A 25008-nucleotide genomic window follows, 5' to 3' on the forward strand; every position below is an offset into this window, starting at 1 on the left:
TCTGGCCAGTAATCTCGGCGTCCATGGAACAGAGGCATCTCGGCCGGACCGGCCTTCGTGTGTCCCGTATCGGACTCGGCACCCTCACCTGGGGCAGGGACACCGACGAGCACGACGCCGCGGACCTCTTGAAGACGTTCTGGGAAGCCGGGGGCACACTCGTCGACACGGCCGACGTGTACGGCGACGGCGAGGCCGAGTATCTGCTCGGACGGCTCATAGAAGGGCTCGTGCCGCGCCGGGACCTGGTCATCTCGACCAAGGCGGGCAGCGTGCCCGATCCGGACCGCCGGTTCGACGGCTCCCGGGGACATCTGCTGGCCGCCCTGGACGCCTCGCTCGCCCGGCTCGGCACGGACTACGTCGACGTGTGGCACGTGCACGCCTTCGACCCGGACACCCCGATGGAGGAGACCCTCCAGGCGCTCGACCTCGCGGTCAGCAGCGGCCGCGCCCGCTACGCCGGTGTCTCCAACTTCTGCGGCTGGCAGCTCGCCAAGGCGGCGACCTGGCAGCTGGCGGCGCCCGGCACCCGTACCCGGCTGGCGAGCACGCAGCTGGAGTACTCCCTGCTCCAGCGCGGTGTCGAGCGCGAGGTGCTGCCCGCCGCGCTCGACCTCGGCATCGGGCTGCTGCCCTCCTCGCCGCTCGGCCGAGGCGTCCTCACCGGCAAGTACCGCAACGCCACGCCGCCCGACTCCCGCGGCGCCTCCGAGCACCTCGCGCCCTTTGTCGCGCCCTACCTCGACGACACGGCGAGCCGGATCGTGGACGCCGTGCAGACCGCGGCGGACGGGCTCGCCGTGACCCCGCTCCAGGTGGCCCTCGCCTGGGTCCGCGACCGGCCCGGCGTGAGCGCGCCCATCGTCGGCGCGCGCAACGCGCAGCAGCTCACGGCGGCATTGTCAGTGGAGGCCCTTAGTCTTCCTGACGAGATCTGCCGGGCGCTGGACGATGTGTCGGCGCCCGTGCACCGCTATCCCGATCACGACTGGAGCACGCTGTGAGCACGGAGCCCGACCACACGGAGGACACCGAGCCGGAACCGCCGGCCGCTGCCGACGGTGACACCGCGGGGGGCGGGGGCTCGACGGGGGCGTCCACGGGCGAGGACGTCGCCCCGGAGCCTGAGGCGGAAGGCGAGGGCGCGGCACAGGCGGCAGCGCGCGAGGACGACGGCGCAGCGCAGGCGTCCCAGGCCGAGGGCGACGACACCGGCCAGGCCGCCCAAACCAGCGACTCCGGCGGCGCCGAGGCCTCCGAAGGTGGTGGTTCCGCCCAGTTGTCCGAGGCTGCGGCCGAGCTTGCCGCGCAGCGGGTTGAGCGGGAGCGGATCGAGCGGCGGAAGGCCGAGAAGAAGAGTCCGGTGGAGGCCGGGGCCAAGCTCAGTGGGACCGCCGCCGATCTGCTGGCGGCCGTCCGGGCCGTGGAGAGCGGTGCGAAGCCCGCGGCCACCGTCTTCAGCGAGCCCGCCGCGCCCCGGCGGCCCGCGCCGGAGCCGGTGCGCCGGGCGCAGCCCGTGGCGGTGGACGCTCCCGCGGCTCCCGCGCCGGAGGCCGTCGAGGGGGTACGGCGCGTGCTGACCGAGGGCGGTGCCCCGGACGCGCTCGCACCGCAGGTCGCCGCGGCCCTCGGCGAGGGCGCCGACGACCAGTTGCGGGCCGACCCCTGGCAGTTGCTGCGGGTCGGCGGCGTACGGCCCGAGCAGGCCGACGGGTTCGCGCGGGCGCTGCTCGGCGCGGAGTGCGGTCCGCAGGACGAGCGGCGCGGGCGGGCCGTCACCGGCTGGCTGTTGGAGCAGGCCGCGCTCGCCGGGCACACCGCCCTGGAGATGCCGGCGCTCACCGCCGCGCTCACCCAGCGGGGCGTGCCCGATCCGGACGCGGCCGTGCAGAGCGCGATCTCCGAGGGCGAGGCCCTGGTCTTCCAGGACGCCCTGGACGACGCCCCGGCCGCGGCGGACGGGGAGGAGGACGCGGACGAGGAGCGCCCGGTGCGGGTCCTCGTCGGACTTGAGCGGTACGCCCTCGCCGAGGAGAGCCTCGCCGACGGTCTGGGCCGACTGGTCAACTCGGTGCCGAAGCAGGACGGTTCGGCGGAGGAGTGGGAGGCCGCCGCTGCCGCGGCCGACGGTTCCGCCGGTGATCTGATCCGCGCGGTCGCGGGGCACGGGCTGGTCCTGCACACCGGCGGGGCCGCCGCCCTGGCCGAACCGGCGGCACTGCTGCGCGCGGCCCACGGTCTCGGGCTGCGCGCCTGGGCCGCCGCCCACGGTCCGCTGGGCCGGGACCGGTTCGCGGCCCTGGCCGGGGACGGGCCGGGCGCGGCCACCGTGAGCGGGCTCCTGTCCGGTGCCGAGGGCCCCGGGCGGGACACCGACGGCGCGTTGGACCTCGATCTCCTCGTCGTGCTCGACGCACCTCAGCTCGATGTCGAGACGGCCGCGCTGCTCGCGGAGTCGCTGCCGGACGGGGCGCGGCTGGTGCTGGCCGGGGACCCCGGCGTGCTGTGGTCGGCGGGTCCCGGGCGGGTGTTCGCGGATCTGCTGGCGGCGCGGATCTGCCCGCAGATCGCCTCCCGGCTGCCGGACCCCGGTCCGCTGGGCGAGCTGGTCTCCGGGATCGGCGTGGGCGAGCTGACCCAGGTCGAGGCCCCCGGCAAGGAGGTCGTGATCGTGCCGGTGCGGGACGCGGGTGAGGCCGTGCACCGGACGGTGCAGCTCGTCGCGGACTCCGTGCCCAGGGCGATCGGCGTCCCGGCGGAGGAGACCCAGGTGATCACTCCGGGACACGGTGGCGCGGCCGGCACCCGCGCGCTCAACGCGGCGCTGAAGGAACGGCTCAACCCCGGCCCCGGCCGCTTCGGCGGCTTCGACCCGGGCGACCGGATCGCCTACTCCCCCGCGCCGGGACGTACGGTGCCGGGCCGCGTGGTGAAGGCCGACGCCGACGGGCTGCACCTGTCCTGCGCGGGCGACTCCGTCGTCGTACCGAAGGAGCGGGTGGAGCAGAGCGTGCGGCACGGGTGGGCGCTCACCGCGCACCAGGCCGTGGGCGGGCGGTGGCCCGCGGTGGTGGTCGTGCTGCCCGGTGACGCGGCGGCGGCGCTCAGCCGCCCATGGGTCTACACCGCGTTCGGGCGGGCCGAGCGGCATCTGTCGGTGGTGCACGGCGTGGAACAGGCGCTGCCCAGGGCGGTGGCCGAGATCCCGCCGAAGCCCCGCACCACCCGGCTGCCGGCACTGCTCCGCCCACAGGTGCCCGCAACCCCCTGAACCCGCTACGGCACACAGGACGGCGGCGTCACGGAAGGACTCCGTGACGCCGCCGTCCCCGCCTCAGCTCAGCGCCGGCCTTCCGCGTCGAGCGGCTCCAGGTCCTCGTCCTCGTCCAGATCCGCGTCGAGGTCGTCGTCCTCGCCCTCTTCGTCCTCTTCGTCGTCCTCCTCGTCCACGGAGTCCTCCGCGTCGAGGTCGTCGTCGAACACCGCGCTGACGTCGAAGCGGCACACCACCCGCTGCGGGTCGACCTGCTCGAACGGCGTCTCCAGCCATTCGCCGGGATCGGCCGGCTCGTCCGCCGCGGTCACCCACAGCGTGGAGTCGCCCTCCTCAAGACCGAACTCCTTGTGCCGGGAGGCGATCTCGTCCGGCTCGAACTCGCCGAACAGGATGCCCAGCGCCCCGTGGACCGTGCCGGCGGTCTCGCCGTCCGCGCCCTCGTCGTAGTCCGCGGCCTCGACCCGCTGGGCCTGCGCCAGCAGCCGCTGCGGCTCCACCACGGCGTAGTCGCGCCGGATCAGCACGCTCAGCGCGTTCGGCTCCTCGGGTCCGGTGTACGGCGGCAGGGCGTCGTCCGACCCCGGGATCTCGAAGGGCGTGACCTCGTCGTAGCGGTCGTAGAGCAGCTCGTCGTACGCCTCTGCGGCCGTGGCCAGCTGGTTGAACGCCTCGTAGACGGCCGGGTCGTCCTCACCCGACCTGCGTTCGACCGCGGCCAGGTGGCGGTCGAGCGCGGCCTTGATCGCCTCGGCGGCGGCGCGTACCTCGGCAGCGGTGGGCTGCGCAGCATCAGACATAGTGCAGACGCTATCCGTACCGGGCCCCAGCCCGCACAATAGATGCGATGCCGGAATACGAATTTGTCGACGTGTACGTACCGCGCGGGGTCTCCCGCAAGGACGCCACACGCCTGCTGACGGACCATGCCGAGTACGGACACTGGGAATTGGACCGACTGAGCCTGCTGCGCGACGGAAGCCGCAAGGTGCGGCTGCGCCGGAGGATCATCCGCCAGGTGCGCGCCACGTGGTGAGCAGGACGGCCGGATACGGAGCGGGCCCCGCCTGAGGCGGGGCCCGCTCCGTATCGTGTCCGGTTCGCTACGCCGAGGCGCGTGCCTTGCGGTAGAGCACGGCGCCCGCCAACAGCGCGCCCGCACCCACGGGGAGGGCGAGGCCCAGCGGCAGCTCGCTGCCGGTGGCGGCGAGCGCGGCACCGCCCTGGGGCTGGGTGACGGACTGGGCTCCCGGCCGGTCGACGGGCGAGGAGCCGTCCGGGGTCAGGTCGCCCGAGGCGGGTGGGGTGCCCGGGGTTCCCGGACCGCCCGGGGTGGTGCCCGGCGAACCAGGGGTGTCGGAGCGCGGGGGCTCCACGGGATTACCGGGGTTACCAGGGTTATCCGGGTTACCGGGGTTGTCCGGGTTGTCAGGTCCACCCGGATTCTCCGGTCCCCCCGGATTGCCGGGACCACCCGGCTGCTCCCCCGTCCCGGGCGGCGTCTCATGGCTGCCCCCTCCCGGCGGAGTGTGGTTCCCCCCACCTGAACCGCCGCCCGAACCCCCGCCCGAACCCCCGCCCGATCCACCGCCGTTGGAGCAGTCGTTGTCCGTCGTGTAGTTGCCGATCCCGACGACGTTGACGCTGTTGCCGCAGACGTTCACCGGGGCGTGGACCGGCACCTCCACGTGGTTGCCGGATCCGACGCCGGGCGAGTCGGTGGCGTGTCCGCCGGAGTGCGCGCCCCCGGAGCCACCGTGGCCGCCGGAGTCGCCGTACCCCCCGTGCGACCCGTTGCCGCCCCCATGGTTGACGCAGGTGTTGCCGAACGCCGGGTTCAGGATCCCGACGACGTTGACGCTGTTGCCGCAGGCGTTCACCGGCGCATGCACCGGTGCCTGCACCGTGTTGCCCGACAGGACGCCGGGCGAGTTCGAACTGGAGCCGCTCGCACCCGAGTCGGCGTGGGCGGTGCCGCCCGCGGCGGCGATCACGCCGGTCGCCGCCGCCACGGTCATCAGGCCCTTGCGGGTGACCTGTCGCATTGCTGAATTCCCTGCCTTCCCCCTCTAGACCCACGCGAAAAGACCGGTCGGTCCCGGAGCGCATGGCGTGCGCTCCGGGACCGACGGCGTGGACGAAACCTCAGAAAGGCAGCGTCACTTGTTGATGCAGGTGTTGCCGAAGGCGGGGTTCAGCAGCCCGATCACGGAGACCGTGTTGCCGCAGACGTTCACCGGGACGTGCACGGGAACCTGAACGACGTTGCCGGACAGAACACCCGGGGAGTGCACGGCGGCACCCTGAGCACCGGCGTCGGCGACGGCCATGCCCGCACCCGCGAGAACCAGACCACCAGTGGCAGCCGCAGCAGCGACGACCTTCTTGATCATTATTCCTCCTTGTTGGCAATGCGATCCCAAGTAGCGGATCGCATCACCAGTAACGAGGAGGGAGTAATGGAGCTACGAGCTTATGGTCGCATTCACTCTTCTCAGTCAATTCCGCACGGGCGGGCGATTATTGAAGTTTCGTTTCAGTGGGCGAATTCAGGACGCGTCGAGGAACCGGTCGAGCACGCGAACGCCGAACTTCAGGCCCGCCACCGGCACCCGCTCGTCGACCCCGTGGAACATGCCGGCGAAGTCCAGCTCCGGCGGCAGCTGGAGCGGCGCGAAGCCGAAGCAGCGGATGCCGAGGTCGTCGAAGGACTTGGCGTCGGTGCCGCCGGAGAGCATGTAGGGCACGGCACGGGCGATCGGGTCCTCGGCGCTCAGGGCGCTCTGCATGGCGTCGACCAGCTTGCCGTCGAAGTCGGTCTCCAGCGCCTTGTCGCCGTGCACGTCCTCGCGCTTCACGCGCGGGCCGAGGATGCGGTCGAGGTCGGCGAGGAACTCCTCCTCGTAGCCCGGCAGGAAGCGGCCGTCGACGTGCGCGGTGGCCTGGCCGGGGATGACGTTGACCTTGTAGCCGGCGCCGAGCATGGTGGGCGCCGCCGAGTTGCGCAGCGTGGCGCCGACCATCTTGGCGATGCCGCCGAGCTTGGCGAGGGTCTCGTCCATGTTCTCCGGGTCGAGCTCGGTGCCGAGCGCGTCGGAGAGTTCGTCGAGGAAGGACCGTACGGTCTTGGTCACCCGCACCGGCCAGGTGTGCCGTCCGAGCCGGCCGACGGCCTCGCACAGCTCGGTGATGGCGTTGTCGGTGTTGGTCATCGAGCCGTGACCGGCGGTGCCGTCCACGGTGAGCCGCATCCAGTGCATGCCCTTCTGCGCGGTCTCCACCAGGTACAGCCGCAGCTTCTCGTTGACGGTGAAGGAGAACCCGCCGACCTCGCCGATCGCCTCGGTGACGCCCTCGAAGAGGTCAGGGTGCTTGTCGACGAGGTACCGGGCGCCGTAGGTGCCGCCGGCCTCCTCGTCGGCGAGGAACGCGAGCACGATGTCGCGCGGCGGCTTGCGGCCGCTGCGCAGCCGGTCGCGGACGACCGCGAGGGTCATCGCGTCCATGTCCTTCATGTCGACGGCGCCGCGCCCCCACACGCACCCGTCGGCGATCTCGCCGGAGAAGGGGTGGTGGGTCCAGTCGGCGGCGTTGGCCGGTACGACGTCGGTGTGGCCGTGGATGAGGAGCGCGGGCCGAGTGGGGTCCTCGCCCGCGATCCGGGCCACCGTGGAGGCCCTGCCCTGGTGCGACTCGATGATCTGCGGTTCGAGCCCCACCTCGGCGAGCTTCTCGGCCACGTACTCGGCGGCCCTGCGCTCACCAGGACCCGAGTGGTCGCCGTAGTTGCTGGTGTCGATCTGGATCAGCTCGCGGCAGAGGTCCACGACCTCGTCCTCGCCGGTGACGTTCCTGGTCGTGTCCGTCCCGCTCACGCTGGTTCCTCCCGCTGTCACTGCTGGTGGGTCCCCCTCATCCTCCTCCCCCGGCCGGTCCCGGCCCAAGACCGGGACCGGCCGGTCACATGCCGTTCACGCGGGGACCGGGGGGTGATCGACCACCCTCGAAAGCCTGGTAATGTTTTCCATGTCGCCGCGAGGGAAACCGCAACGGAAACCCCCGCACGACAGACACCTTGTCCGGGTGGCGGAATGGCAGACGCGCTAGCTTGAGGTGCTAGTGCCCTTTATCGGGCGTGGGGGTTCAAGTCCCCCCTCGGACACTTGAGATGGCGAGGGCCGCGACCACAAGGTCGCGGCCCTCGCCCGTTGTGTGGGGCATGTCTCCCCGGCCGGAAGATCCGCAGGTCAGCGCCGTCCCAGGGACCCCGAACGGCCGTCCCGGGTGGCGGGACACGGGGGTCGAACCTAGCGTCGTACTAAAATTTCCGGCTTGTTACGGAGCTGGAGCCGGACAACCCCAGGCAGACCTGCGGGCCCGCCAGCTCCCCGGAGGCTTCCGGGATCGAGACGCGAGGACCCGATGGCAGCCATACACGAGAGCAGCGCTCTCGGTCTGCTCGACGAAGAGATCCGCGAGCGGTTCGGTGACACGGCACGTTTCTCCGGAGGTCAGGCGGCCTCCCCACGCACACTCGTCGACATCTTCGACGCCTCCGTGCGCTCGTTTCCGGACGAACTCGCCCTGGACGACGGGGCGGCACAGCTGACCTACCGTGCGCTGGCCGCCGAGGTGGAGCGGCTGCGACGGCGGCTGGCCGGCGCGGGGGTCGGGCTCGGCGACCGGGTGGGGGTGCGGGTGCCGTCCGGCACCAATGACCTCTACGTGGCGATCCTGGCCGTGCTCGCTGCCGGTGCCGCCTACGTCCCCGTCGACGCCGAGGACCCGGACGAGCGGGCCGAGTTGGTGTTCGGGGAGGCGGACGTGCGGGCCGTCGTCGGGGCCGGGCACGAGATCGCCGTATACGGCAGTTCCGACTCCGCCGCCGCCCGCCCCGGTGTCGGGCACGACGCCTGGATCATCTTCACCTCGGGTTCGACCGGGAAGCCCAAGGGCGTCGCCGTCACGCACGAGAGCGCCGCCGCGTTCGTGGACGCCGAGGCCGCGCTGTTCCTCACCGAGGATCCGGTCGGGCCCGGTGACCGGGTCATGGCGGGGCTGTCTGTCGCGTTCGACGCGTCCTGCGAGGAGATGTGGCTGGCCTGGCGGTACGGGGCCTGTCTGGTGCCCGTGCCCCGGTCCCAGGTGCGCAGCGGCGCCGACCTCGGGCCCTGGCTGGTCGAGCAGGAGATCAGCGTCGTCTCCACGGTGCCCACGCTGGCCGCGCTGTGGGAGCCGGAGGCGCTGGCCGACGTACGGCTGCTGATCTTCGGTGGTGAGGCCTGTCCGCCCGAGCTGGCGCAACGCCTGGTGACCGAGGGGCGCGAGGTGTGGAACACCTACGGGCCCACCGAGGCGACCGTCGTGGCCTGTGCGTCGCTGATGTCCGGCGAGGAGCCGATCCGGATCGGGCTGCCGCTGAACGGCTGGGAGCTGGCCGTCGTCGACGAGGCCGGCGAGCCGGTCGCGATGGGTGCCAGCGGACAGCTGGTGATCGGCGGGGTGGGGCTCGCCCGGTACCTCGACGCCGAGAAGGACGCGGAGAAGTACGCGCCCCTCGAATCGCTGGGCTGGGAGCGGGCCTACCGCAGCGGTGACCTGGTGCGGGCCGAGCCGGAGGGGCTGGTCTTCCTCGGGCGGGCCGACGAGCAGATCAAGCTCGGCGGGCGGCGGATCGAGCTGGGTGAGGTGGACGCGGCGCTCCAGGCGCTGCCCGGGGTCGCCGGTGCCGCGGCCGCCGTGCGGACCGCGCGCAGCGGCAACCAGTTGCTCGTCGGGTATGTCGTCACCCAGGACGGCTGGGATCACAAGGTGGCCGTGGAGAAGCTGCGCGCCGAGCTGCCGGCCGCGCTGGTGCCGTTGCTCGCGCCGGTCGAGGACCTGCCGACGCGGACCAGCGGCAAGGTCGACCGCAATGCGCTGCCCTGGCCGCTGGAGAACCTCGAAACCCCCTCGGCCGAGCAGCTGTACGGCACCGAGGCCTGGCTCGCCGAGCAGTGGGCCGAGGTCCTGGGCATCCCGGTCGGCAGCGCGCGTGACGACTTCTTCGCGATCGGCGGCGGCAGCCTGGCCGCCGCCCAGCTGACGACCCGGCTGCGCACCCGCTACCCGAGCGCGGCCGTCCTCGACATCTACCAGCAGCCGACCCTGCGCAAGCTGGCCCGCCGGCTGGAGGAGTCGGCGCAGGACGACGGCGCGCAGCGGACCGTGGCGCCCGTGCCGAGGCGCGCCCAGGCCGTCCAACTCCTCGTCCTCGTGCCGTTGTTCACGCTGCTCGGGCTGCGCTGGATGGTGCCGCTGGCGGCCCTGGGGAACGTTCTGCCCGGGTACGCCTGGCTGCCGACCGCGCCGTGGTGGGCCCTCGCGGCCGGGGCGCTGGTCCTGTTCAGCCCGCCGGGGCGGCTCGCCCTCGCGGCGGGCGGGGCGCGGCTGCTGCTGCGCGGCGTGCGGCCGGGGCGGTACGCCCGGGGCGGCGGCGTGCATCTGCGGCTGTGGACGGCGGAGCGGCTGGCCGAGTTCAGCGGGGCGACCTCGCTGACCGGATCGTGGCTGGAGCGGTACGCGCGGGCGCTGGGCGCCAAGGTCGGTCCGGACGTGGACCTGCACTCGCTGCCGCCGGTCACCGGCATGCTCAAGCTGGGCCGGGGCGCGGCCGTGGAGTCCGAGGTCGATCTGTCGGGGTACTGGCTGGACGGCGACCGGCTGGAGATCGGCGCGGTGAAGGTGGGCGCGCACGCGGTCGTCGGCACGCGCAGCGTGCTCTTCCCGGGCGCCCGGGTCGGCAAGCGGGCCGAGGTGGCGCCGGGTTCGGCGGTCACCGCTCAGATTCCCACCGGTCAGCGCTGGGCGGGCGCGCCCGCGGTCAAGCTCGGCAAGGCCAAGCGCAACTGGCCCAAGGAACGGCCGGGGCGCGGGGCGTACTGGCGGGGCATGTACGGCGTGAGCGGCCTGGCGCTGAGTGCGCTGCCGGTGCTGGCGGGCGGGGCCGCGCTGCTGGTGGCCTACCCGTTCGTCTCCGCCGACGCTCCCCTGCTGGGTGCCGCGCTCGCGGTGGTGCCGGCGACACTCGCCTTCGGGCTGGCGTACGCGCTGCTGATCCTGGCCGGGGTGCGGCTGCTGAGCCTGGGGCTGCGGGAGGGGACGTATCCCACGCACAGCCGGCTGGGCTGGCAGGCGTGGACCGTGACCCAGCTGATGGACCGCTCGCGGGAGACGCTGTTCCCGCTGTACGCCGGGCTGGTCACGCCGGTGTGGCTGCGGCTGCTCGGGATGCGGATCGGGCGGGGTGCGGAGGTGTCGACGGTGCTGGCCCTGCCGAGCCTGACGACGGTCGGTGAGGGCGCGTTCCTGGCCGACGACACGCTGACGGCGCCGTACGAGCTCGGGGGCGGCTGGATGCGGATCGGGCGGGCGGAGATCGGGCGGCGGGCGTTCCTCGGCAACTCGGGGATGACCGCGCCGGGGCGGACGGTGCCGGACGGCGGTCTGGTCGGGGTGCTGTCGGCGACGCCGAAGAAGGCCAAGAAGGGCACCTCGTATCTGGGGCTGCCGCCGGTGAAGCTGCCGCGCAGCGCCAAGGGCGGCGACCAGAGCCGGACGTACGACCCGCCGGCGCGGCTGCTGTGGGCGCGCGGCCTGGTGGAGCTGTGCCGGATCGTGCCGGTGTTCTGCTCGACGGCGCTGGCCGTGCTGACGGTGGCGGCGCTGTGCGCGCTGGGCGGCCGGGCCTGGCTGCTGTGCGGGGTCGTGCTGCTCGCGGCGGGCGGGCTCGCGGGTCTGGTGTCGATCGTCGCCAAGTGGGCGCTGGTGGGGCGGCACCGCAGCGGGGAGCATCCGCTGTGGAGCGGCTTCGTGTGGCGCAACGAGCTGGCGGACACGTTCGTCGAAGTGCTGGCGGTGCCGTGGCTGGCGGGTGCGGTGCCGGGTACGCCGTTGATGACCGCGTGGCTGCGCGGGCTGGGCGCGCGGATCGGCCGGGGTGTGTGGGTGGAGAGCTACTGGCTGCCGGAGACGGATCTGGTGACGCTGGAGGACGGGGCCACCGTGAACCGCGGCTGTGTGCTCCAGACCCACCTCTTCCACGACCGGATCTTGCGGACGGATACTGTGGTCCTCCGTGAGGGCGCGACGCTGGGCCCTGGCGGAATCGTCCTGCCCGGCAGCACGGTCGGGGCCCGCACCACACTGGGCCCCGCGTCTCTGGTGATGGCTGCGGAGTCCGTCCCCGACGACACGCGCTGGCTGGGCAACCCGATCGAGGCATGGCGTCGCTAGGCGCGGTTCGTACGACGTCGGGGGACGATGGACGTCGTACGAGCTCGGCGCGAGGGGCAGACGCAGCAGTGGCAGTTCAGCAGTCCGTGGGTGCGGACCCGTACTTTCCCGACAACGGTGATCCCCGTTACCGGGTGCACCGCTACGAACTCGCGCTGGACTACCGCCCGGGGCCGAACCGGCTGTCGGGGACGGCCCGGATCAACGCCATAGCGGGCCGGGCGCCGCTCGCGGAGTTCCAGCTCAACCTGGCGGACTTCCGGGTGGGGCGGGTCCGGGTGGACGGGCGGCAGCCGCACTACACGCATCGTGGTGGCCGGCTGCGCATCCGGCCGGCGAAGCCGGTGCGGGCCGGGGCCGCGTTCACCGTGGAGGTGCACTGGTCGGGCAATCCGAAGCCGGTGAACAGTCCGTGGGGCGGGCTCGGCTGGGAGGAGCTGGAGGACGGGGCTCTGGTGGCGAGCCAGCCCATCGGGGCGCCTTCGTGGTACCCGTGCAACGACCGGCCCGCCGACAAGGCCACGTACCAGATCTCGATCACCACGCCCTCGGCGTACTCGGCGGTGGCGGGCGGGCGGCTGCTGACGCGGACGACGAGGGCCTCGACGACGACCTGGGTGTACGAGCAGGCGGCGCCGACGTCGAGTTATCTGGTCGGTCTTTCGATCGGCAAGTACCAGACGGTGCTGCTGGGCGATCCGGGGCCGGGCGGGGTGCCGCAGCACGGGCACATCCCGGCGCAGCTACTGCCGCAGTTCTCCCGGGACTTCGCGCGTCAGCCGCAGATGATGGAGCTGTTCCAGGAGCTGTTCGGGCCGTACCCGTTCGACGAGTACGCGGTCGTGGTGACCGAGGAGGAGCTCGATGTGCCCGTCGAGGCACAGGGGTTGTCGCTGTTCGGCGCCAACCATGTGGACGGGGCGCGGGGTTCGGAGCGGCTGGTCGCGCACGAGCTGGCGCACCAGTGGTTCGGGAACAGTGTCTCGATCGCGAACTGGCGGCACATCTGGCTCAACGAGGGGTTCGCGAAGTACGCCGAGTGGCTGTGGTCGGAGCACTCGGGCGGGCGCAGCGCGCAGCAACTCGCCGCTTCCGCACACCGGTTGCTCGCGGGCCTGCCGCAGGATCTGAGGCTGGCCGACCCCGGCCGCAAGCTGATGTTCGACGACCGGCTCTACGAACGCGGCGGGCTGACCGTGCACGCCATACGCTGTGCGATGGGCGACGACGCGTTCTTCCGCATGCTGCGCGGCTGGGCCGGGCTGCACCGGGGCGGGGCGGTGACCACGCAGACGTTCGCGGCGCATGCGGCCCGGTTCGCCGGCGAGCCGCTGGACGAGGTGTTCGAGGAGTGGGTGCACGGCGCGGTGCTGCCGCCGCTGCCGGGGCCCGAGACGCTCGCGGCGGTCTGACGGCCGTCCGGGAGAATGGCCGCATGAGCACGCGTACCTGCCCCTGCGGCCTGCCCGAGTCCTACGACGACTGCTGCGGACGCTTCCACTCCGGCCCCACCGCCGCGCCGACCGCCGAGGCGCTGATGCGGTCCCGCTACAGCGCCTTCGTGAAGGGGGACACCGGGTATCTGCTGCGCACCTGGCATCCGCGGACCCGGCCCGCCCAGCTCGATCTCGACCCCGGGATGCGCTGGACGGGCCTGGAGATCCTCGGTACGACGGACGGCTCGGCGTTCCACTCGACGGGCACCGTGACCTTCCGGGCGTCGTTCCGGGGCGGCTCGCTGCACGAGCGGAGCCGGTTCGAGCGGGTGGACGGGGCGTGGGTCTATGTCGACGGCGAGTTCTTGGACTGAGGCTTCTCCCAGACCGAAACGTGCCGGGTGCTCTCGCTGGTGAACGGCGCCCCCGACCAGTCCTCCCAGCGGTCGCGCAGCCGCATTCCGGCGAGCCGCGCCATCAGGTCCAGCTCGGAGGGCCACACGTACCGGAACGGGATCGTCTCGTGCTCGGCTCGCCCGTCGACGATGGTGACGTAGTTGCTGCTCATCGCCTGGGTGGCGGGGTCGTAGGTGTCGAACGCCCAGCGCGTCGGGCTGATGTGGAACGGTACGGCGCTCTGTCCGGGCGGCAGCCTGCGCAGCTCCGGTACGCCCACCTCGACGACGAAGCAGCCGCCGGGCGCCAGATGGTCGGCGGCGTTGCGGAAGCAGTCGACCTGGGCGTCCTGGGTCGTGAGGTTGTTGATGGTGTTGAACACGAGGTAGGCGACGGCGAATTGACCGTCCACCCGGGTCGTCGCGAAGTCCCCGATGGTCACGCCGATGCCGTCCCCGCCGGGCTTGTCCCGCAGTCGGGCCACCATAGCCCGGGACATGTCGATGCCGTGCACGGGCACTCCACGGGCGGCCAGCGGCAGGGCGATCCGGCCGGTGCCGATGCCGAGTTCGAGCGCGCTGCCGTCACCGGCGAGGCCGGCCAGCACGTCGACGGTCGCGTTCACCGCGTCCGGGCCGAACATCTCCGATTCCGAGTTGTCGTACCCGGCCGCGATCTTCTCTCCGAAGTAGCCGTCTGCGTCAGACATTTGGGGACCGTACCGCTTGCGGGCGCTGCGGCGCGCGCGAATTGTCGGGGCGCTCTCAGGGCGCGAGGATGTCCAGTTCCTGGAGGGCGCCCACGGTGATCTCGCGGGTCAGTTTCTCGGCGCCGACCGCGTCGCGGGCGCGGATGGCCTCGGCGAGCCGGACGTGCAGGGTGACGGCGGCGGGGTCGGGGTCCTCGAACATGACCTCGTGGTGGGTGCGTCCGGCAAGAACCTCGGCCACGACGTCGCCGAGCCGGGCGAACATCTCGTTGCCCGAGGCGTTGAGGATCACCCGGTGGAACGCGACGTCGTGGAAGAGGTACCCCTCCAGCTGGTGGCCGCGGGAGTTGGCCACCATGCCCAGGGCGCACTCGGTGAGCTCCGCGCACTGCGCCGCGGTGGCGTTCCGCGCGGCCAGGCCCGCGGCGACCGGTTCGATGGCCGAGCGCAGGACGGTGAGCGAGCGCAGTTGCTGCGGGCGGTCGGCGCCGGCCAGCCGCCAGCGGATGACCTGGGGGTCGTAGACGTTCCACTCGGACTTGGGGCGGACCGTGACGCCCACGCGGCGGCGGGACTCGACCAAATACATCGATTCGAGGACGCGGACCGCCTCGCGCATCACGGAGCGTGACACATCGAACTGCTGGGCGAGTTCGTCCGTGCGCAGGACGCTGCCCGGCGGGTACTCCCCCGCGGTGATCGCGGGACCAAGGGTTTCCAGTACATGGCCGTGCAGCCCCCGGCCCGTTGTGCTCATGCACACAGCGTACGGGGGACGTCACGGGAACAAAAAGTCAGACTTATTTGTCACAGACTCTTGAATTCGTCGTACCTAATCGGTTTCAGTTGCGTCGACATCACGTGTCGACGAAGACAGCAGACAGCGAGAGCACGATGCAGCAAGCGCAGAACCCCCATGTCGTCGTGGTCATGGGCGTGGCGGGCACCGGCAAGACCACCATCGGTCCCCTGCTCGCCGCCCGGCTCGGCGTCCCGTACGCCGAGGGCGACGACTTCCACCCGCAGGCCAACATCGCCAAGATGTCGGCCGGCACCCCGCTCACCGACGCGGACCGGTGGCCCTGGCTCGACGCCATCGGCATCTGGGCGCACGGCCGGGCGGGACTCGGCGGCGTGGTCAGCTGCTCGGCGCTGAAGCGGTCGTACCGGGACCGGCTGCGGGCCGCCGCACCGGGCGTCGTCTTCGTCCACCTCGCGGGCGACCGCACGCTCATCGAGGACCGGATGTCGCACCGGCAGGGGCACTTCATGCCGACCGCGCTGCTCGACTCCCAGTTCGCCACGCTCCAGCCGCTCCAGCCGGACGAGGCGGGCGTCGTGGTCGACGTCGCCGGCAGCCCCGAGGAGATCACCGAACGGGCGACAGCCGCCCTGCGGGAGTTCTCCGCGCCGACCGCTTAGCCCCCCACGCACTCCCCCATCCCCCCGTACCTGCAAGGGAACATCCCGTGACCAGACTCAATGTCGAGATGCTGGCAGCGGACCCCGTCGAGCCCATCACCTCGGCCGGTCATGCCCAACTGGGCATCGCCGTGCTGGCGGGCATCGCCGTCATCGTCCTGCTGATCACCAAGTTCAAGCTCCACGCCTTCCTGTCGCTGACCATCGGGTCACTGGCGCTGGGCGCGTTCGCCGGAGCACCGCTCGACAAGGCGATCGCCAGCTTCACCACCGGGCTCGGCACCACGGTCGCCGGCGTCGGTGTGCTGATCGCCCTCGGCGCGATCCTCGGCAAGATGCTCGCCGACTCCGGCGGCGCCGACGAGATCGTCGACACGATCCTCGCCAAGGCGGGCGGCCGCTCGATGCCGTGGGCCATGGTGCTGATCGCCTCGGTGATCGGTCTGCCGCTGTTCTTCGAGGTCGGCGTCGTGCTGCTGATCCCGGTCGTGCTGATGGTCGCCAAGCGGGGCAACTACTCGCTGATGCGCATCGGCATCCCGGCGCTCGCCGGTCTGTCCGTCATGCACGGCCTGGTTCCGCCGCACCCCGGCCCGCTGGTCGCGATCGACGCGGTGCAGGCCAACCTGGGCGTCACGCTGGCGCTCGGCGTCCTGGTCGCGATCCCGACGGTGATCATCGCCGGTCCGCTCTTCTCGCGCTTCGCCGCGCGCTGGGTGGACGTCCCGGCCCCCGACAAGATGATCCCGCAGCGCGCCTCCGAGGAACTGGAGAAGCGTCCCGGCTTCGGCGCCACGCTCGCCACCATCCTGCTGCCGGTCGTGCTGATGCTGTCCAAGGCGCTCGTCGACATCATCATCGACGACCCCGAGAACACCACGCAGCGCGTCTTCGACGTCATCGGCTCCCCGCTGATCGCCCTGCTCGCCGCCGTGCTTCTCGGCATCTTCACGCTGCTGCGCCCCGCCGGGTTCGGCAAGGAGCGGGTCTCCGGGCTGGTGGAGAAGGGCCTCGCGCCCATCGCCGGCATCCTCCTCATCGTCGGTGCGGGCGGCGGCTTCAAGCAGACGCTGATCGACTCCGGCGTGGGCCAGATGATCCTGGAGATCTCCGAGGACTGGTCCATCCCCGCGCTGCTGCTGGCCTGGCTGATCGCGGTGGCGATCCGGCTGGCGACTGGCTCGGCGACGGTGGCGACGGTCTCCGCGGCCGGCCTGGTCGCGCCGCTCGCGGCGGGCATGTCGACCACTGAGACGGCCCTGCTGGTCCTCGCCATCGGCGCGGGCTCGCTCTTCTTCAGCCATGTCAACGACGCCGGCTTCTGGCTGGTGAAGGAGTACTTCGGCCTGAACGTCGGCCAGACCCTCAAGACCTGGTCGGTGATGGAGACGATCATCTCGGTGGTCGCCGGTGGCATCGTGCTGCTGTTGTCCTTGGTGATTTAGCGGCCGAACGACACTGCTGGGCCCGCCGCGACCTCGACATCGAGGACGCGGCGGGCCCAAGTGTCTTCCCCGGCAAGGGCCTTGGGCCCATCATGAGGAGACTTCCCATGGGCTGGGCCCGTTCGGGAGCGATGACATCGGGGGTGTCATGGCGATCTCACTCGGGGTACGGATTTCGGGGTTGCTCGTCGCGGGGGCGCTGGCGGTCGGGACGGCGGCGGCGTGTAGTGGGGGTGGCGGGGAGGAACGGTCCGGGGGTTCCGGCGAGTCCACGAGCGTCACCGGTGGGACCTCGGGCGGCACGGCGAGCGGCGGGGCCGAGGACCCGGGCGGGGACATGCCGACGTGGCAGCCGGACGAGGAAGAAGATGGCGGCGGGGGATCGGGCGGGTCGAGCAGCTCCGGTGGATCCGGGGGGTCCGGCGGCTCGGGAGGAAACGTTTCCGGGGGCTCGAACGGGTCGGGCGGAAACGTTTCGGGAGGCAGCAGCCCGGGACGCGTCGACCCACCCAACTGGCTCAAACCGGGACCCCGTTCACCCAACCTCGAACAGTCGCCCGATCCCGAGTCCATCTACGACGATCTCGGCGAGAAGCCCGGCGAGTGCACGGCCTCCCTCAATGCCATTGAGGCCGAGCCGAACAAGGGCGAACCCCAGTGGCAGGTGCTCAGCGGCCTGGCCCACGCCTGTCTCGCCCTTCAGGGCCAGAGCAGCGGTACGTGGGACAAGGCCGCCGAGTACTTCGCGGCCACGGAAGGCCGGCTCGGCACCTGCAAGGGGCTCGCCGCGCACGCCGTACTCGGAGACGTCCTGCGGTTCCACGAGCAACACCCCTCGGCCACCGTGCGGTTGCGCGGCTCGTCCGGGGGTGGTGGAGCCGTCTGTGCCTTCCGGATCACCGAGGTGACCGCAGGCGGTCCCGGGGAGCGGATCACCGTCTCGGTCAGCGGCGCCTACTTCAGCTCCGAGGACCTGGACTCCGCCACGGTCCTCATCGACGGGAAGCGTTCGAGTGGTGGGCTCGACGTTGCCTCCGAGTCGGGCGACGGCTTCGCCTTCACGGCCGAGGTTCCGGAGCTGGACAGTTATCCGAAGACGGTCGACGTCACGATCGACTACGGCTTCAAGACCACCAAGGCGGACGCGGTTACCATCCAGGACCCGAACTCCACGGGCTCCTCCCCCGACATCTCCCCGTCCCCCGTCATCTCCCCCTCCCTGTGACCACCGCACCCCCGGACCCGGAGCCCCCGGACCCGCCACCATCCGACCCCGAACCCGAACCAGACCCCCCGGAACCCCCACCCGCTCCCCAGCCCCGCAACTGGTTCGAGCTCATCGGTACCGCGGGCTCCCTGCTCTCCCTCTTCACCGCTGTCCTCTTCTACTTCGGCTGGGCCAGCACCGACGCCGAGACGCGGGCCCTCGGGTTGCGGGACACGCTGTTCCGGCTGTCCACCGCCGACTATCTGCTGCGGAGTGTGGACGCGCTGTACTTCCCGGTGCTCGCGCTGGCCGCCGCCGCGATGGCCGCCGCCGTGCTGCACCGCAGGGTCGAGAGCGATCCCGCCCGTGCCGAACCGGCGTTACGGATCCTGCGGCACGCCTGGCTGCCCGCGCCCCTGCTCGTGCCGCTCTACTACGTGTCGCCGGGCCCCGTCTTCGACCTGCTCATCCCGCTCGCGGCGATCGTCGGCGTGCTGCTCAGCGCGTACGCGCGGACCCGGCCGGACCCGGCAGCCACCGCGCCCGAACCGCACCGGGCGGCGCGCATCTGGGCCCCGGCGCTCCTCGTCGCCGTCGTCTCCCTGTTCTGGGCGGTGTACGCCTACGCCGTGATCATCGGCGAGGCCCGGGCCGCCGAGACGACCGCCACGGTGACCGACGGGTTTCCGGCGGTGGTCGTCTTCAGCGAACAGGACCTGCTCATCCGCGGGAACGGCAGTTGCGTCGCGGCGGTCGACACGGACGGCAGTCCCTACCGCTTCCGGTACGCCGGGCTGCGGCTGTTCCACGTCTCGGGCGACCGGCTCTATCTCGTACCCCGCTACTGGGCTCCCTGGGACGGCAAGCTGTACGTGCTGCACGAAGGGGACCCCGGGCTGCGGATCGAGTACGTCAGCGGCAGCCGCCGCCGGGCGACGGAGTGCCCATGACTCAGGGGCGCCACAGCGGATGCTCCCGCTCCGCCCACTCCCGGCTCACCGAGCCCGTGCGCATGCCCCGGCGGGCCTCCGGGTCGCCCAGGGCCATGCCGATGTGGCCGGCCAGGACGATCCCGATCGTCAGGGCCAGCCAGTCGTGCACGAAGGTCGCGCTGGTGCGCCACATCAGGGGTGTGAGGTGGGTGAACCACATCATCAGGCCGGTGCCGAGCATGACCAGCGTCGCACCCGCGATCCAGGCCGCGTAGATCTTCTGGCCGGCGTTGAACTTGCCCGCCGGGCGGGACGCGGGGCGGCGGTCGCGCCGTAGCACCGCGCGCAGCCAGCGCCGGTCGTGGGGGCCGAAGCGGTTGAGGAAGCGGAGGTCGGCGCGGAAGGCGCGGGAGGCGAGGCCGGCCAGGAGGGGCGCGGGCAGGGCGAGGCCGGACCACTCGTGGACGCGGACCACCAGCTCGCGGCGGCCGACGAGTTCGGCGAGCTGGGGGACGTAGAGGCAGGCCGCGGTGAGGATGCACATGGCCATCAGGGCGGCTGTCGTGCGGTGGATCCACCGTTCGGCGCGGGTGAAGCGGCGGATCCGTGCCGTGGGCGGCGCCTCAGCTCGTAGGCTCATCGTCGCGTCCGTTCGAGCGGCCCACCCAGGCGTCGACGTCGTAGCCCCGTTTCTCCCAGTAGCCCGGTTCCACGTCCTCGGTGACGGTGATGCCGGAGAGCCACTTGGCGGACTTGTAGAAGTACATGGGGGCCACGTAGAGGCGGACGGGGCCGCCGTGGCTGTGGCCCAGGTCCTTGTCCTGCATGCGCAGGGCGACCAGGACGTCGTCGCGGCGGGCCTGGTCGAGGGTGAGGCTCTCGCTGTAGGTGCCGTCGAAGCAGGTGAAGCGCACCGCCCCGGCCGTGGGGCGCACTCCCGCGGCGTCCAGCAGCCGGGACAGGCGTACCCCCTCGAAGGGAGTGTCGGGGACGCGCCAGCCGGTGACGCACTGCACGTCCCTGACCAGGCGGGTCTGCGGCAGGGCGCGCAGGTCCGCCAGGGTGTAGGTGCGGGGCCTTTGGACCAGGCCGTCGATCGTGAGGCGGTAGTTCCCGGCGTTCTTGTGCGGCACCGAGGAGGCGACCGAGTAGTAGCGGAAGCCGCCGCCGTTGGGCAGGAGGCCCGTCAGGCCGGTGGGGTCCTTGCCGGCCACGCCGCCGAGGAAGGACTCCAGGCCGCGTTGCAGGCTGGGCGCGGCGACCACGCCGAGGGCGCCCAGGCCGAGGGTGCCGAGGAAGACGCGGCGGCCGACGGGGGTTCCGCGGTCCTCGGGCTGTTCGGAGTTCACCTGTCCATTCGAGCACCCGCGACCCGCGGGGGGCCAGGGGCCGCGGGTGCCCGTCAGGGTTCCGTAACCACTTCTCAGTCGGCGGTCCCGGCCGCCTTCTCCAGCTGGAACGCCTCGTTGCCCAGGCCGATGCGGGCGTGGGCCTCGGGGTTGCGGGAGCGCAGGACGAGGCCCTGGAGCAGGCCGACGACCAGGGCGAGGGCGATGATGCCGGGCAGCAGCCAGTTCAGCGCGGAGTCGGGGCCGGAGCCGACGAGGACGTCGAAGTCCTTGACGGTGTAGCCGACGATGACGAGCAGCGCGACGGTGGCGAGCCCGGCGGCGGCCAGCCGCCAGAACTGGGTGCCGACGGCTCCGCGCCGGACGAAGAAGGCGATGACGGAGACCGAGGCGGCGGCCATCAGGAGGGTGACGCCGAGTGCGCCGACGTTGCCCATCCAGGTGAACAGGTGCAGGACGGGTGCGGTCGGGTCGCCGGTGGGCTTGTCGTCGGCGAGCGCGAAGGCGGCCACGGCCACCAGCGCGATCACGGTCTGGAGCAGGGAGCCGGTGCCGGGGGCGCCGCTGGCGCTGTTGGTGCGGCCGAAGGCGGCAGGCAGCAGGCCCTCGCGGCCCATGGCGAAGGCGTAGCGGGCGACGACGTTGTGGAAGCTGAGCATGGCCGCGAACATGCCGGTCACGAACAGCACGTGCAGGACGTCGGTGAAGGTGTCGCCGACGAGGCCCTCGGTGAGGAAGAAGAGCATGCCGGCGCTCTGTTCCTGGGCGGTGCCGACGACGGCGTCGGGGCCGGTGGCGACGGTGAAGGCCCAGCAGCTGATCGTGTAGAAGACCGCGATGCCGCCGATGGCGAGGAACATCACGCGGGGCACGAGGACGTGCGGGCGGCTGGTCTCCTCGGCGTAGACGGGGGCCTGCTCGAAGCCGAGGAAGGCGGCGACGCAGAAGCACAGGGCGGTGCCGATGCCGGCGCCGCTGAGCGTGTCCGGGTTGAAGGCGTGCAGGGAGAGGCCCTCCGGGCCGGGGTCGCCGAGGGCGGCGACGTCGAACACGACGACGAGGGCCACCTCGATGAGCAGCAGGACGCCGAGCACGCGCGCGTTGAGGTCGATCTTCAGCCAGCCGAGGGCGCCGACGAGGAGTACGGCCAGCAGGGCCGGTATCCACCAGGCGAGCTCGATCTCCAGGTAGGTGGCGAACAGGCCGGAGACCTCGAAGCCGAAGATGCCGTAGATGCCGACCTGGAGGGCGTTGTAGGCGACGAGCGCGACCATGGCGGCGCCGGCGCCCGCGGTGCCGCCGAGGCCGCGGGAGATGTAGGCGTAGAAGGCGCCGGCGTTGTGGACGTGCCGGCTCATCTCGGCGTAGCCGACGCTGAACAGGGCCAGGACGAGGCCGAGGATGACGAAGAGGAGCGGCTGCCCGACGATGCCCATCACCCCGAAGGTCGTGGGCATGACACCCGCGACGACCATGAGGGGTGCGGTCGCCGCGAGCACCGACAGCAGGAGGCCGACCGTGCCGAGGCGGTCGGCGCGCAGGGCGCGGTCCTGACCCTTGAACGTGCTGATGCCGCCGCTGTCGACGGTGGTACTGCTCGTTCTCGAACTGCCCGTGGTCATCGCGGGGTGGTCCTTTCGGGGGTGTTCGGGGGGTTCCGGGGGTGGCGCGTGGTGCAGGTGGTGCGGTGGTGCAGGTGGTGCGGTGGTGCGGGTGTCACACCGTGCCGAGCGCGCGGTCGCGGGCGGCACGGAAGGCGGAGTACGGCTCACGGTCGGGGTACGACCAGGGGGCGGGGGTGATGTGCTCGCCGATGCGGTGGAACAGGGCGGCGGCCTCGGCGCCCCGGCCCTCGCAGGTCTTCGCGTGGGCGAGGAAGTTCAGGTCGACCAGGCGGCGCGGGTGTCCCTCGTGCTCCCACTCCAGCCACCAGTCGAACGCCGCCTTCATCACCTGGCGGGCCCGGCGGCCGACCCAGTGGCCGGAGGCGGCCGGGTCGGCGGGCTCGTGTCCGGCGGCGGCCAGGACGCGGTAGCGCTCGGCGTGCGCGATGACCGGCAGGATCGCGAGCGGGGAGTCGGCGGGGGCCCGCTCGGCGGCGGCGGACGCGAAGTCGTAGACCTCGTGCAGCGGGTCCGGGCCGGCGGCGACGCCGTGCTCGGCGAGCCGGGCGACCATCAGATGGTGGGCGTGGTGGTGGTCGGCGTAGCGGCTGCGGATCTCGTCGAAGTGGCCGAGAGCCTCGCGCTCGGTGCCGGTTCCGCGCGTCAGCATGAGCAGGCCGAGCCAGGGGGTGGGGTCGGCCGGGACGGCCTCGGCAGCGGTGTGGCAGGCCTCGCGGGCGCGGTCCGGCTTCTCCTTGCCGCGTAAGGAGCGCTGCACCAGGGCGAGAGCGAGCAGGACGCGGGCGTCGGCGGACTCGGGTTCGGCCAGCAGCCACTCGCGGGCCCAGGGGGCGCTGTGGGGCTCCAGGGCGAGCACGGTGACGCGGTGTCCGCGGCGGTCCCAGTCGTCGGCGGTGTGGGCGAGCAGGGAGCGGGCGTTCTGCCAGCGCCCTTGCGCCAACGCCGCGCGGGCGGCGGCGAGTTCGGCGTCGTCCAGGGCCGGGTCGAGGGTCTGGGCCGCACGTTTGCGGCCGCGGCCGAGGGGTGGCGGGGGTGGTGACACCGCGGGGACTTCCTCACGCGCATTCTTCTGGCTCGCGGCTCGTCGGCTGGTTTCGGTTCGCCATCGAGTGATCACTCACAGCCAACCGGCAGCCAATGGTTCGCGTCAAGCCCCGCCCGGGTGTTACACGCGTCAACTCCTGTTACTGATGGGGAACTTGTGGCGTGTTGGCCGGGTCCGTACGGGGATCCGGCGGGGCCTTGGACCGGACCTGCGGCAGACGATCCGGAGGCGGGTCCGGAGGCCGGATCGACGGCCCTTTGGTCCGTATTTGTGGCGTACGTCATAGCAGGATCGGCGCGGGGCACCCACCATGGCGGGAAGCCCTTTGCCCGATTCCGATTCCTCTCAGGGGCGTGCCAAGCCCCGGGACGCTACAGTCGGCCCCTACGCACATACGCACCCCGTGGCCGAGTGATCGAGGTACGCAGCGTGTCGCTTCAGGTTCTGCTTCTTGCCGTGAGCGCCGCCTGCTGTCTGGGCTTCGGCTTCGTCCTCCAGCAGAACGCGGCCCAGCGGGCGCCCCTCGGCGACTTCCTCTCCCCCCGGCTGCTCCTGGACCTGATGAAGGTGCCGCGCTGGCTCGGCGGCCTGGCCCTGATGGTGGCCGGCATGGCACTGGGCGCCGTGGCGCTCGGCCAGGGTGAGCTGTCCCTGGTGGAACCGCTGCTGGCGACGAACCTCCTCTTCGCCCTCGCCCTGTCCCGCAAGCAGACCAAACAGCCCCTGGGCCGCCAGGGTTGGACGGGGCTCGCGCTGCTCGCGGGCGGGGTGAGCGCGTTCATCGTGGCGGGCGAACCGCGCGGCGGCACCGCCCTCACGGATCCCTTCCGGCAGTGGCTGATCATCGGCGCGATGGTCGGGCTCGCCCTGCTGCTCACGACGTACGCCAAGCGCTCGCGGCTCAGCTCGGGTCCGGTGCTGCTGGCCACCGCGGCGGGCCTGCTCTACGGCGTCCAGGACGCGCTGACCCGGGTGAGCGGGCAGCGCTTCTCCGAGGGCGGCCCGGCCGAGCTGCTCACCGGCTGGCAGCCGTACGCCGTGCTGGCGCTCGGCGTCACGGGCCTGGTGCTGGTGCAGAGCGCGTTCGAGACCGCGTCCCTGCGGATGTCGCTGCCCGCCCTGACCGCGGCCCAGCCGCTGGCCGGGATCCTGTGCGGGGTCGGCTTCCTCGGCGACCGGCTGCGCACCGATCCCGGGGCCCTGGCCTGGGAGACCGGCGGGCTCGCGGCGATCGTCGTGGGCATCGTCCTGCTCGGCCTGCACCCGGCCATGCCGTGCGGCGCGGTGGAACGGGAACCGGCGCGGGATCTCCAGCCGAGCTGACCGCCCGCGGCCGGGTCCTGCTTGGATGGCCCCCATGAGCTCAGCTGACGAAATCCTCGACATCGTCGACGAGAACGACCACGTCATCGGGCAGTTGCCGCGCGGCCAGGTGTACGCGGAGGGCCTGCGCCACCGGTGCGTCTTCATCCAGGCCCGGGACGCCGAGGGCCGCCTCTTCGTCCACCGCCGCACCCCGACCAAGCTGGTCTTCCCCTCTCTCTACGACATGTTCGTCGGCGGTGTCGTCGGCGCGGGCGAGACCTACGACGACGCGGCGCTGCGGGAGGCGGAGGAGGAACTGGGGGTGTCCGGGCTGCCGAAGCCCGAGTTCCTCTTCAAGTTCCTCTACGACAACGGCGCCGGGCAGAGCTGGTGGTCGTCGGTGTACGAGGTGCGCTGCACCCTGCCGGTCAGCCCCCAGGTCGAGGAGGTGGCCTGGCACGACTTCCTGCCGGAGGCCGAGGTGGAGCGACGGCTGACGGAGTGGGAGTGGGTGCCGGACGGGCTGGCGGCGTACGAGCGGCTCCGAACCCGTAACGGGCACAACTGACGAGCAAGAGGAGCGTCA

At 72.1% G+C, this 25008-nt stretch carries 22 protein-coding genes and 1 tRNA gene; 13 read left to right on the forward strand and 10 right to left on the reverse strand.

Going from position 1 to position 25008, the window contains the following annotated elements:
- The first annotated feature begins 23 nt into the window (after nucleotides 1–23).
- A complete protein-coding gene (locus AB0Q90_RS25820) occupies nucleotides 24–1007 on the forward strand; it encodes an aldo/keto reductase (RefSeq protein WP_363160870.1) in 984 nt (327 codons plus the stop codon).
- A complete protein-coding gene (locus AB0Q90_RS25825) occupies nucleotides 1004–3274 on the forward strand; it encodes a helix-hairpin-helix domain-containing protein (protein WP_363160871.1) in 2271 nt (756 codons plus the stop codon). The genes AB0Q90_RS25820 and AB0Q90_RS25825 overlap by 4 nt, the downstream gene beginning before the upstream one ends.
- A 68-nt stretch (nucleotides 3275–3342) precedes the next feature.
- Here the strand turns inward: AB0Q90_RS25825 and AB0Q90_RS25830 are convergent, their stop codons facing one another.
- Complete coding sequence (locus tag AB0Q90_RS25830; RefSeq protein WP_363160872.1) at nucleotides 3343–4077, reverse strand: hypothetical protein; 735 nt, start codon at nucleotides 4075–4077, stop codon at nucleotides 3343–3345.
- A 47-nt stretch (nucleotides 4078–4124) separates the two neighbouring features.
- Here AB0Q90_RS25830 and AB0Q90_RS25835 point away from each other — a divergent pair, with 47 nt between their 5' ends.
- Nucleotides 4125–4313, forward strand: coding sequence for a DUF5703 family protein (locus AB0Q90_RS25835; protein ID WP_030053310.1), 189 nt, complete (start codon nucleotides 4125–4127; stop codon nucleotides 4311–4313).
- 67 nt (nucleotides 4314–4380) lie between these two features.
- On the opposite strand, the gene AB0Q90_RS25840 is transcribed toward AB0Q90_RS25835, so the two are convergent.
- From AB0Q90_RS25840 to AB0Q90_RS25850, 3 genes are all read right to left on the reverse strand, one after another.
- Nucleotides 4381–5322 (reverse strand): chaplin, encoded by a 942-nt coding sequence (locus tag AB0Q90_RS25840; protein ID WP_363160873.1) that lies wholly within the window; start codon nucleotides 5320–5322, stop codon nucleotides 4381–4383.
- A 114-nt stretch (nucleotides 5323–5436) separates the two neighbouring features.
- Nucleotides 5437–5670 carry a chaplin ChpH gene (gene chpH, locus AB0Q90_RS25845; protein WP_363160874.1) on the reverse strand — a complete coding sequence of 78 codons (234 nt, stop codon included), beginning with the start codon at nucleotides 5668–5670 and terminating at the stop codon, nucleotides 5437–5439.
- 156 nt (nucleotides 5671–5826) lie between these two features.
- Nucleotides 5827–7152: a M20/M25/M40 family metallo-hydrolase gene (locus tag AB0Q90_RS25850; protein ID WP_363160875.1), complete on the reverse strand. Its 1326-nt coding sequence runs from the start codon at nucleotides 7150–7152 to the stop codon at nucleotides 5827–5829.
- A 202-nt stretch (nucleotides 7153–7354) separates the two neighbouring features.
- On the opposite strand from AB0Q90_RS25850, the gene AB0Q90_RS25855 reads away from it, so the two are divergent.
- From AB0Q90_RS25855 to AB0Q90_RS25870, 4 genes are all read left to right on the forward strand, one after another.
- Nucleotides 7355–7439, forward strand: a tRNA-Leu gene (locus AB0Q90_RS25855).
- Between the two features lie 260 nt (nucleotides 7440–7699).
- Complete coding sequence (locus AB0Q90_RS25860; protein WP_363160876.1) at nucleotides 7700–11551, forward strand: Pls/PosA family non-ribosomal peptide synthetase; 3852 nt, start codon at nucleotides 7700–7702, stop codon at nucleotides 11549–11551.
- A 68-nt stretch (nucleotides 11552–11619) separates the two neighbouring features.
- Entirely contained in the window at nucleotides 11620–12963 is a 1344-nt protein-coding gene (locus AB0Q90_RS25865) for a M1 family metallopeptidase (protein WP_363160877.1), read from the forward strand.
- Between the two features lie 23 nt (nucleotides 12964–12986).
- Nucleotides 12987–13361, forward strand: a complete 375-nt coding sequence (locus tag AB0Q90_RS25870) for a YchJ family protein (protein WP_363160878.1) — start codon at nucleotides 12987–12989, stop codon at nucleotides 13359–13361.
- On the opposite strand, the gene AB0Q90_RS25875 is transcribed toward AB0Q90_RS25870, so the two are convergent.
- Together AB0Q90_RS25875 and AB0Q90_RS25880 are read right to left on the reverse strand one after the other, a co-directional pair.
- Entirely contained in the window at nucleotides 13334–14092 is a 759-nt protein-coding gene (locus tag AB0Q90_RS25875; protein WP_363160879.1) for a class I SAM-dependent methyltransferase, read from the reverse strand. The two genes, AB0Q90_RS25870 and AB0Q90_RS25875, sit on opposite strands and share 28 nt — an antisense overlap.
- Before the next feature lie 55 nt (nucleotides 14093–14147).
- Nucleotides 14148–14849 (reverse strand): FadR/GntR family transcriptional regulator, encoded by a 702-nt coding sequence (locus AB0Q90_RS25880; protein WP_363160880.1) that lies wholly within the window; start codon nucleotides 14847–14849, stop codon nucleotides 14148–14150.
- A gap of 137 nt (nucleotides 14850–14986) precedes the next feature.
- Here AB0Q90_RS25880 and AB0Q90_RS25885 point away from each other — a divergent pair, with 137 nt between their 5' ends.
- The 4 genes from AB0Q90_RS25885 (at nucleotide 14987) to AB0Q90_RS25900 (ending at nucleotide 19116) form a co-directional block, all read left to right on the forward strand.
- Complete coding sequence (locus AB0Q90_RS25885; protein ID WP_363160881.1) at nucleotides 14987–15514, forward strand: gluconokinase; 528 nt, start codon at nucleotides 14987–14989, stop codon at nucleotides 15512–15514.
- Between the two features lie 47 nt (nucleotides 15515–15561).
- Nucleotides 15562–16959 (forward strand): gluconate:H+ symporter, encoded by a 1398-nt coding sequence (locus AB0Q90_RS25890; protein WP_363160882.1) that lies wholly within the window; start codon nucleotides 15562–15564, stop codon nucleotides 16957–16959.
- A 337-nt stretch (nucleotides 16960–17296) separates the two neighbouring features.
- Nucleotides 17297–18184, forward strand: coding sequence for a hypothetical protein (locus tag AB0Q90_RS25895; protein ID WP_363160883.1), 888 nt, complete (start codon nucleotides 17297–17299; stop codon nucleotides 18182–18184).
- A complete protein-coding gene (locus AB0Q90_RS25900; RefSeq protein ID WP_363160884.1) occupies nucleotides 18181–19116 on the forward strand; it encodes a hypothetical protein in 936 nt (311 codons plus the stop codon). The genes AB0Q90_RS25895 and AB0Q90_RS25900 overlap by 4 nt, the downstream gene beginning before the upstream one ends.
- 1 nt (nucleotide 19117) lies before the next feature.
- Here the strand turns inward: AB0Q90_RS25900 and AB0Q90_RS25905 are convergent, their stop codons facing one another.
- From AB0Q90_RS25905 to AB0Q90_RS25920, 4 genes are all read right to left on the reverse strand, one after another.
- Nucleotides 19118–19738, reverse strand: coding sequence for a cytochrome b/b6 domain-containing protein (locus tag AB0Q90_RS25905; RefSeq protein WP_363160885.1), 621 nt, complete (start codon nucleotides 19736–19738; stop codon nucleotides 19118–19120).
- A complete protein-coding gene (locus AB0Q90_RS25910) occupies nucleotides 19722–20447 on the reverse strand; it encodes a molybdopterin-dependent oxidoreductase (protein WP_363160886.1) in 726 nt (241 codons plus the stop codon). The genes AB0Q90_RS25905 and AB0Q90_RS25910 overlap by 17 nt, the downstream gene beginning before the upstream one ends.
- A 74-nt stretch (nucleotides 20448–20521) precedes the next feature.
- Complete coding sequence (locus AB0Q90_RS25915; protein WP_363160887.1) at nucleotides 20522–22069, reverse strand: APC family permease; 1548 nt, start codon at nucleotides 22067–22069, stop codon at nucleotides 20522–20524.
- Between the two features lie 94 nt (nucleotides 22070–22163).
- A complete protein-coding gene (locus tag AB0Q90_RS25920; RefSeq protein ID WP_363160888.1) occupies nucleotides 22164–23114 on the reverse strand; it encodes a hypothetical protein in 951 nt (316 codons plus the stop codon).
- Between the two features lie 432 nt (nucleotides 23115–23546).
- On the opposite strand from AB0Q90_RS25920, the gene AB0Q90_RS25925 reads away from it, so the two are divergent.
- The gene (locus AB0Q90_RS25925; RefSeq protein ID WP_363160889.1) at nucleotides 23547–24440 is read left to right on the forward strand and encodes a DMT family transporter; all 894 of its coding nucleotides are present in this window, start codon (nucleotides 23547–23549) and stop codon (nucleotides 24438–24440) included.
- Nucleotides 24441–24474: 34 nt separating this feature from the next.
- Entirely contained in the window at nucleotides 24475–24990 is a 516-nt protein-coding gene (locus tag AB0Q90_RS25930) for an NUDIX domain-containing protein (RefSeq protein WP_363160890.1), read from the forward strand.
- Nucleotides 24991–25008: the final 18 nt, after the last annotated feature.

The organism is Streptomyces sp. NPDC079141 (assembly GCF_040686775.1).
GTDB lineage: Bacteria > Actinomycetota > Actinomycetes > Streptomycetales > Streptomycetaceae > Streptomyces.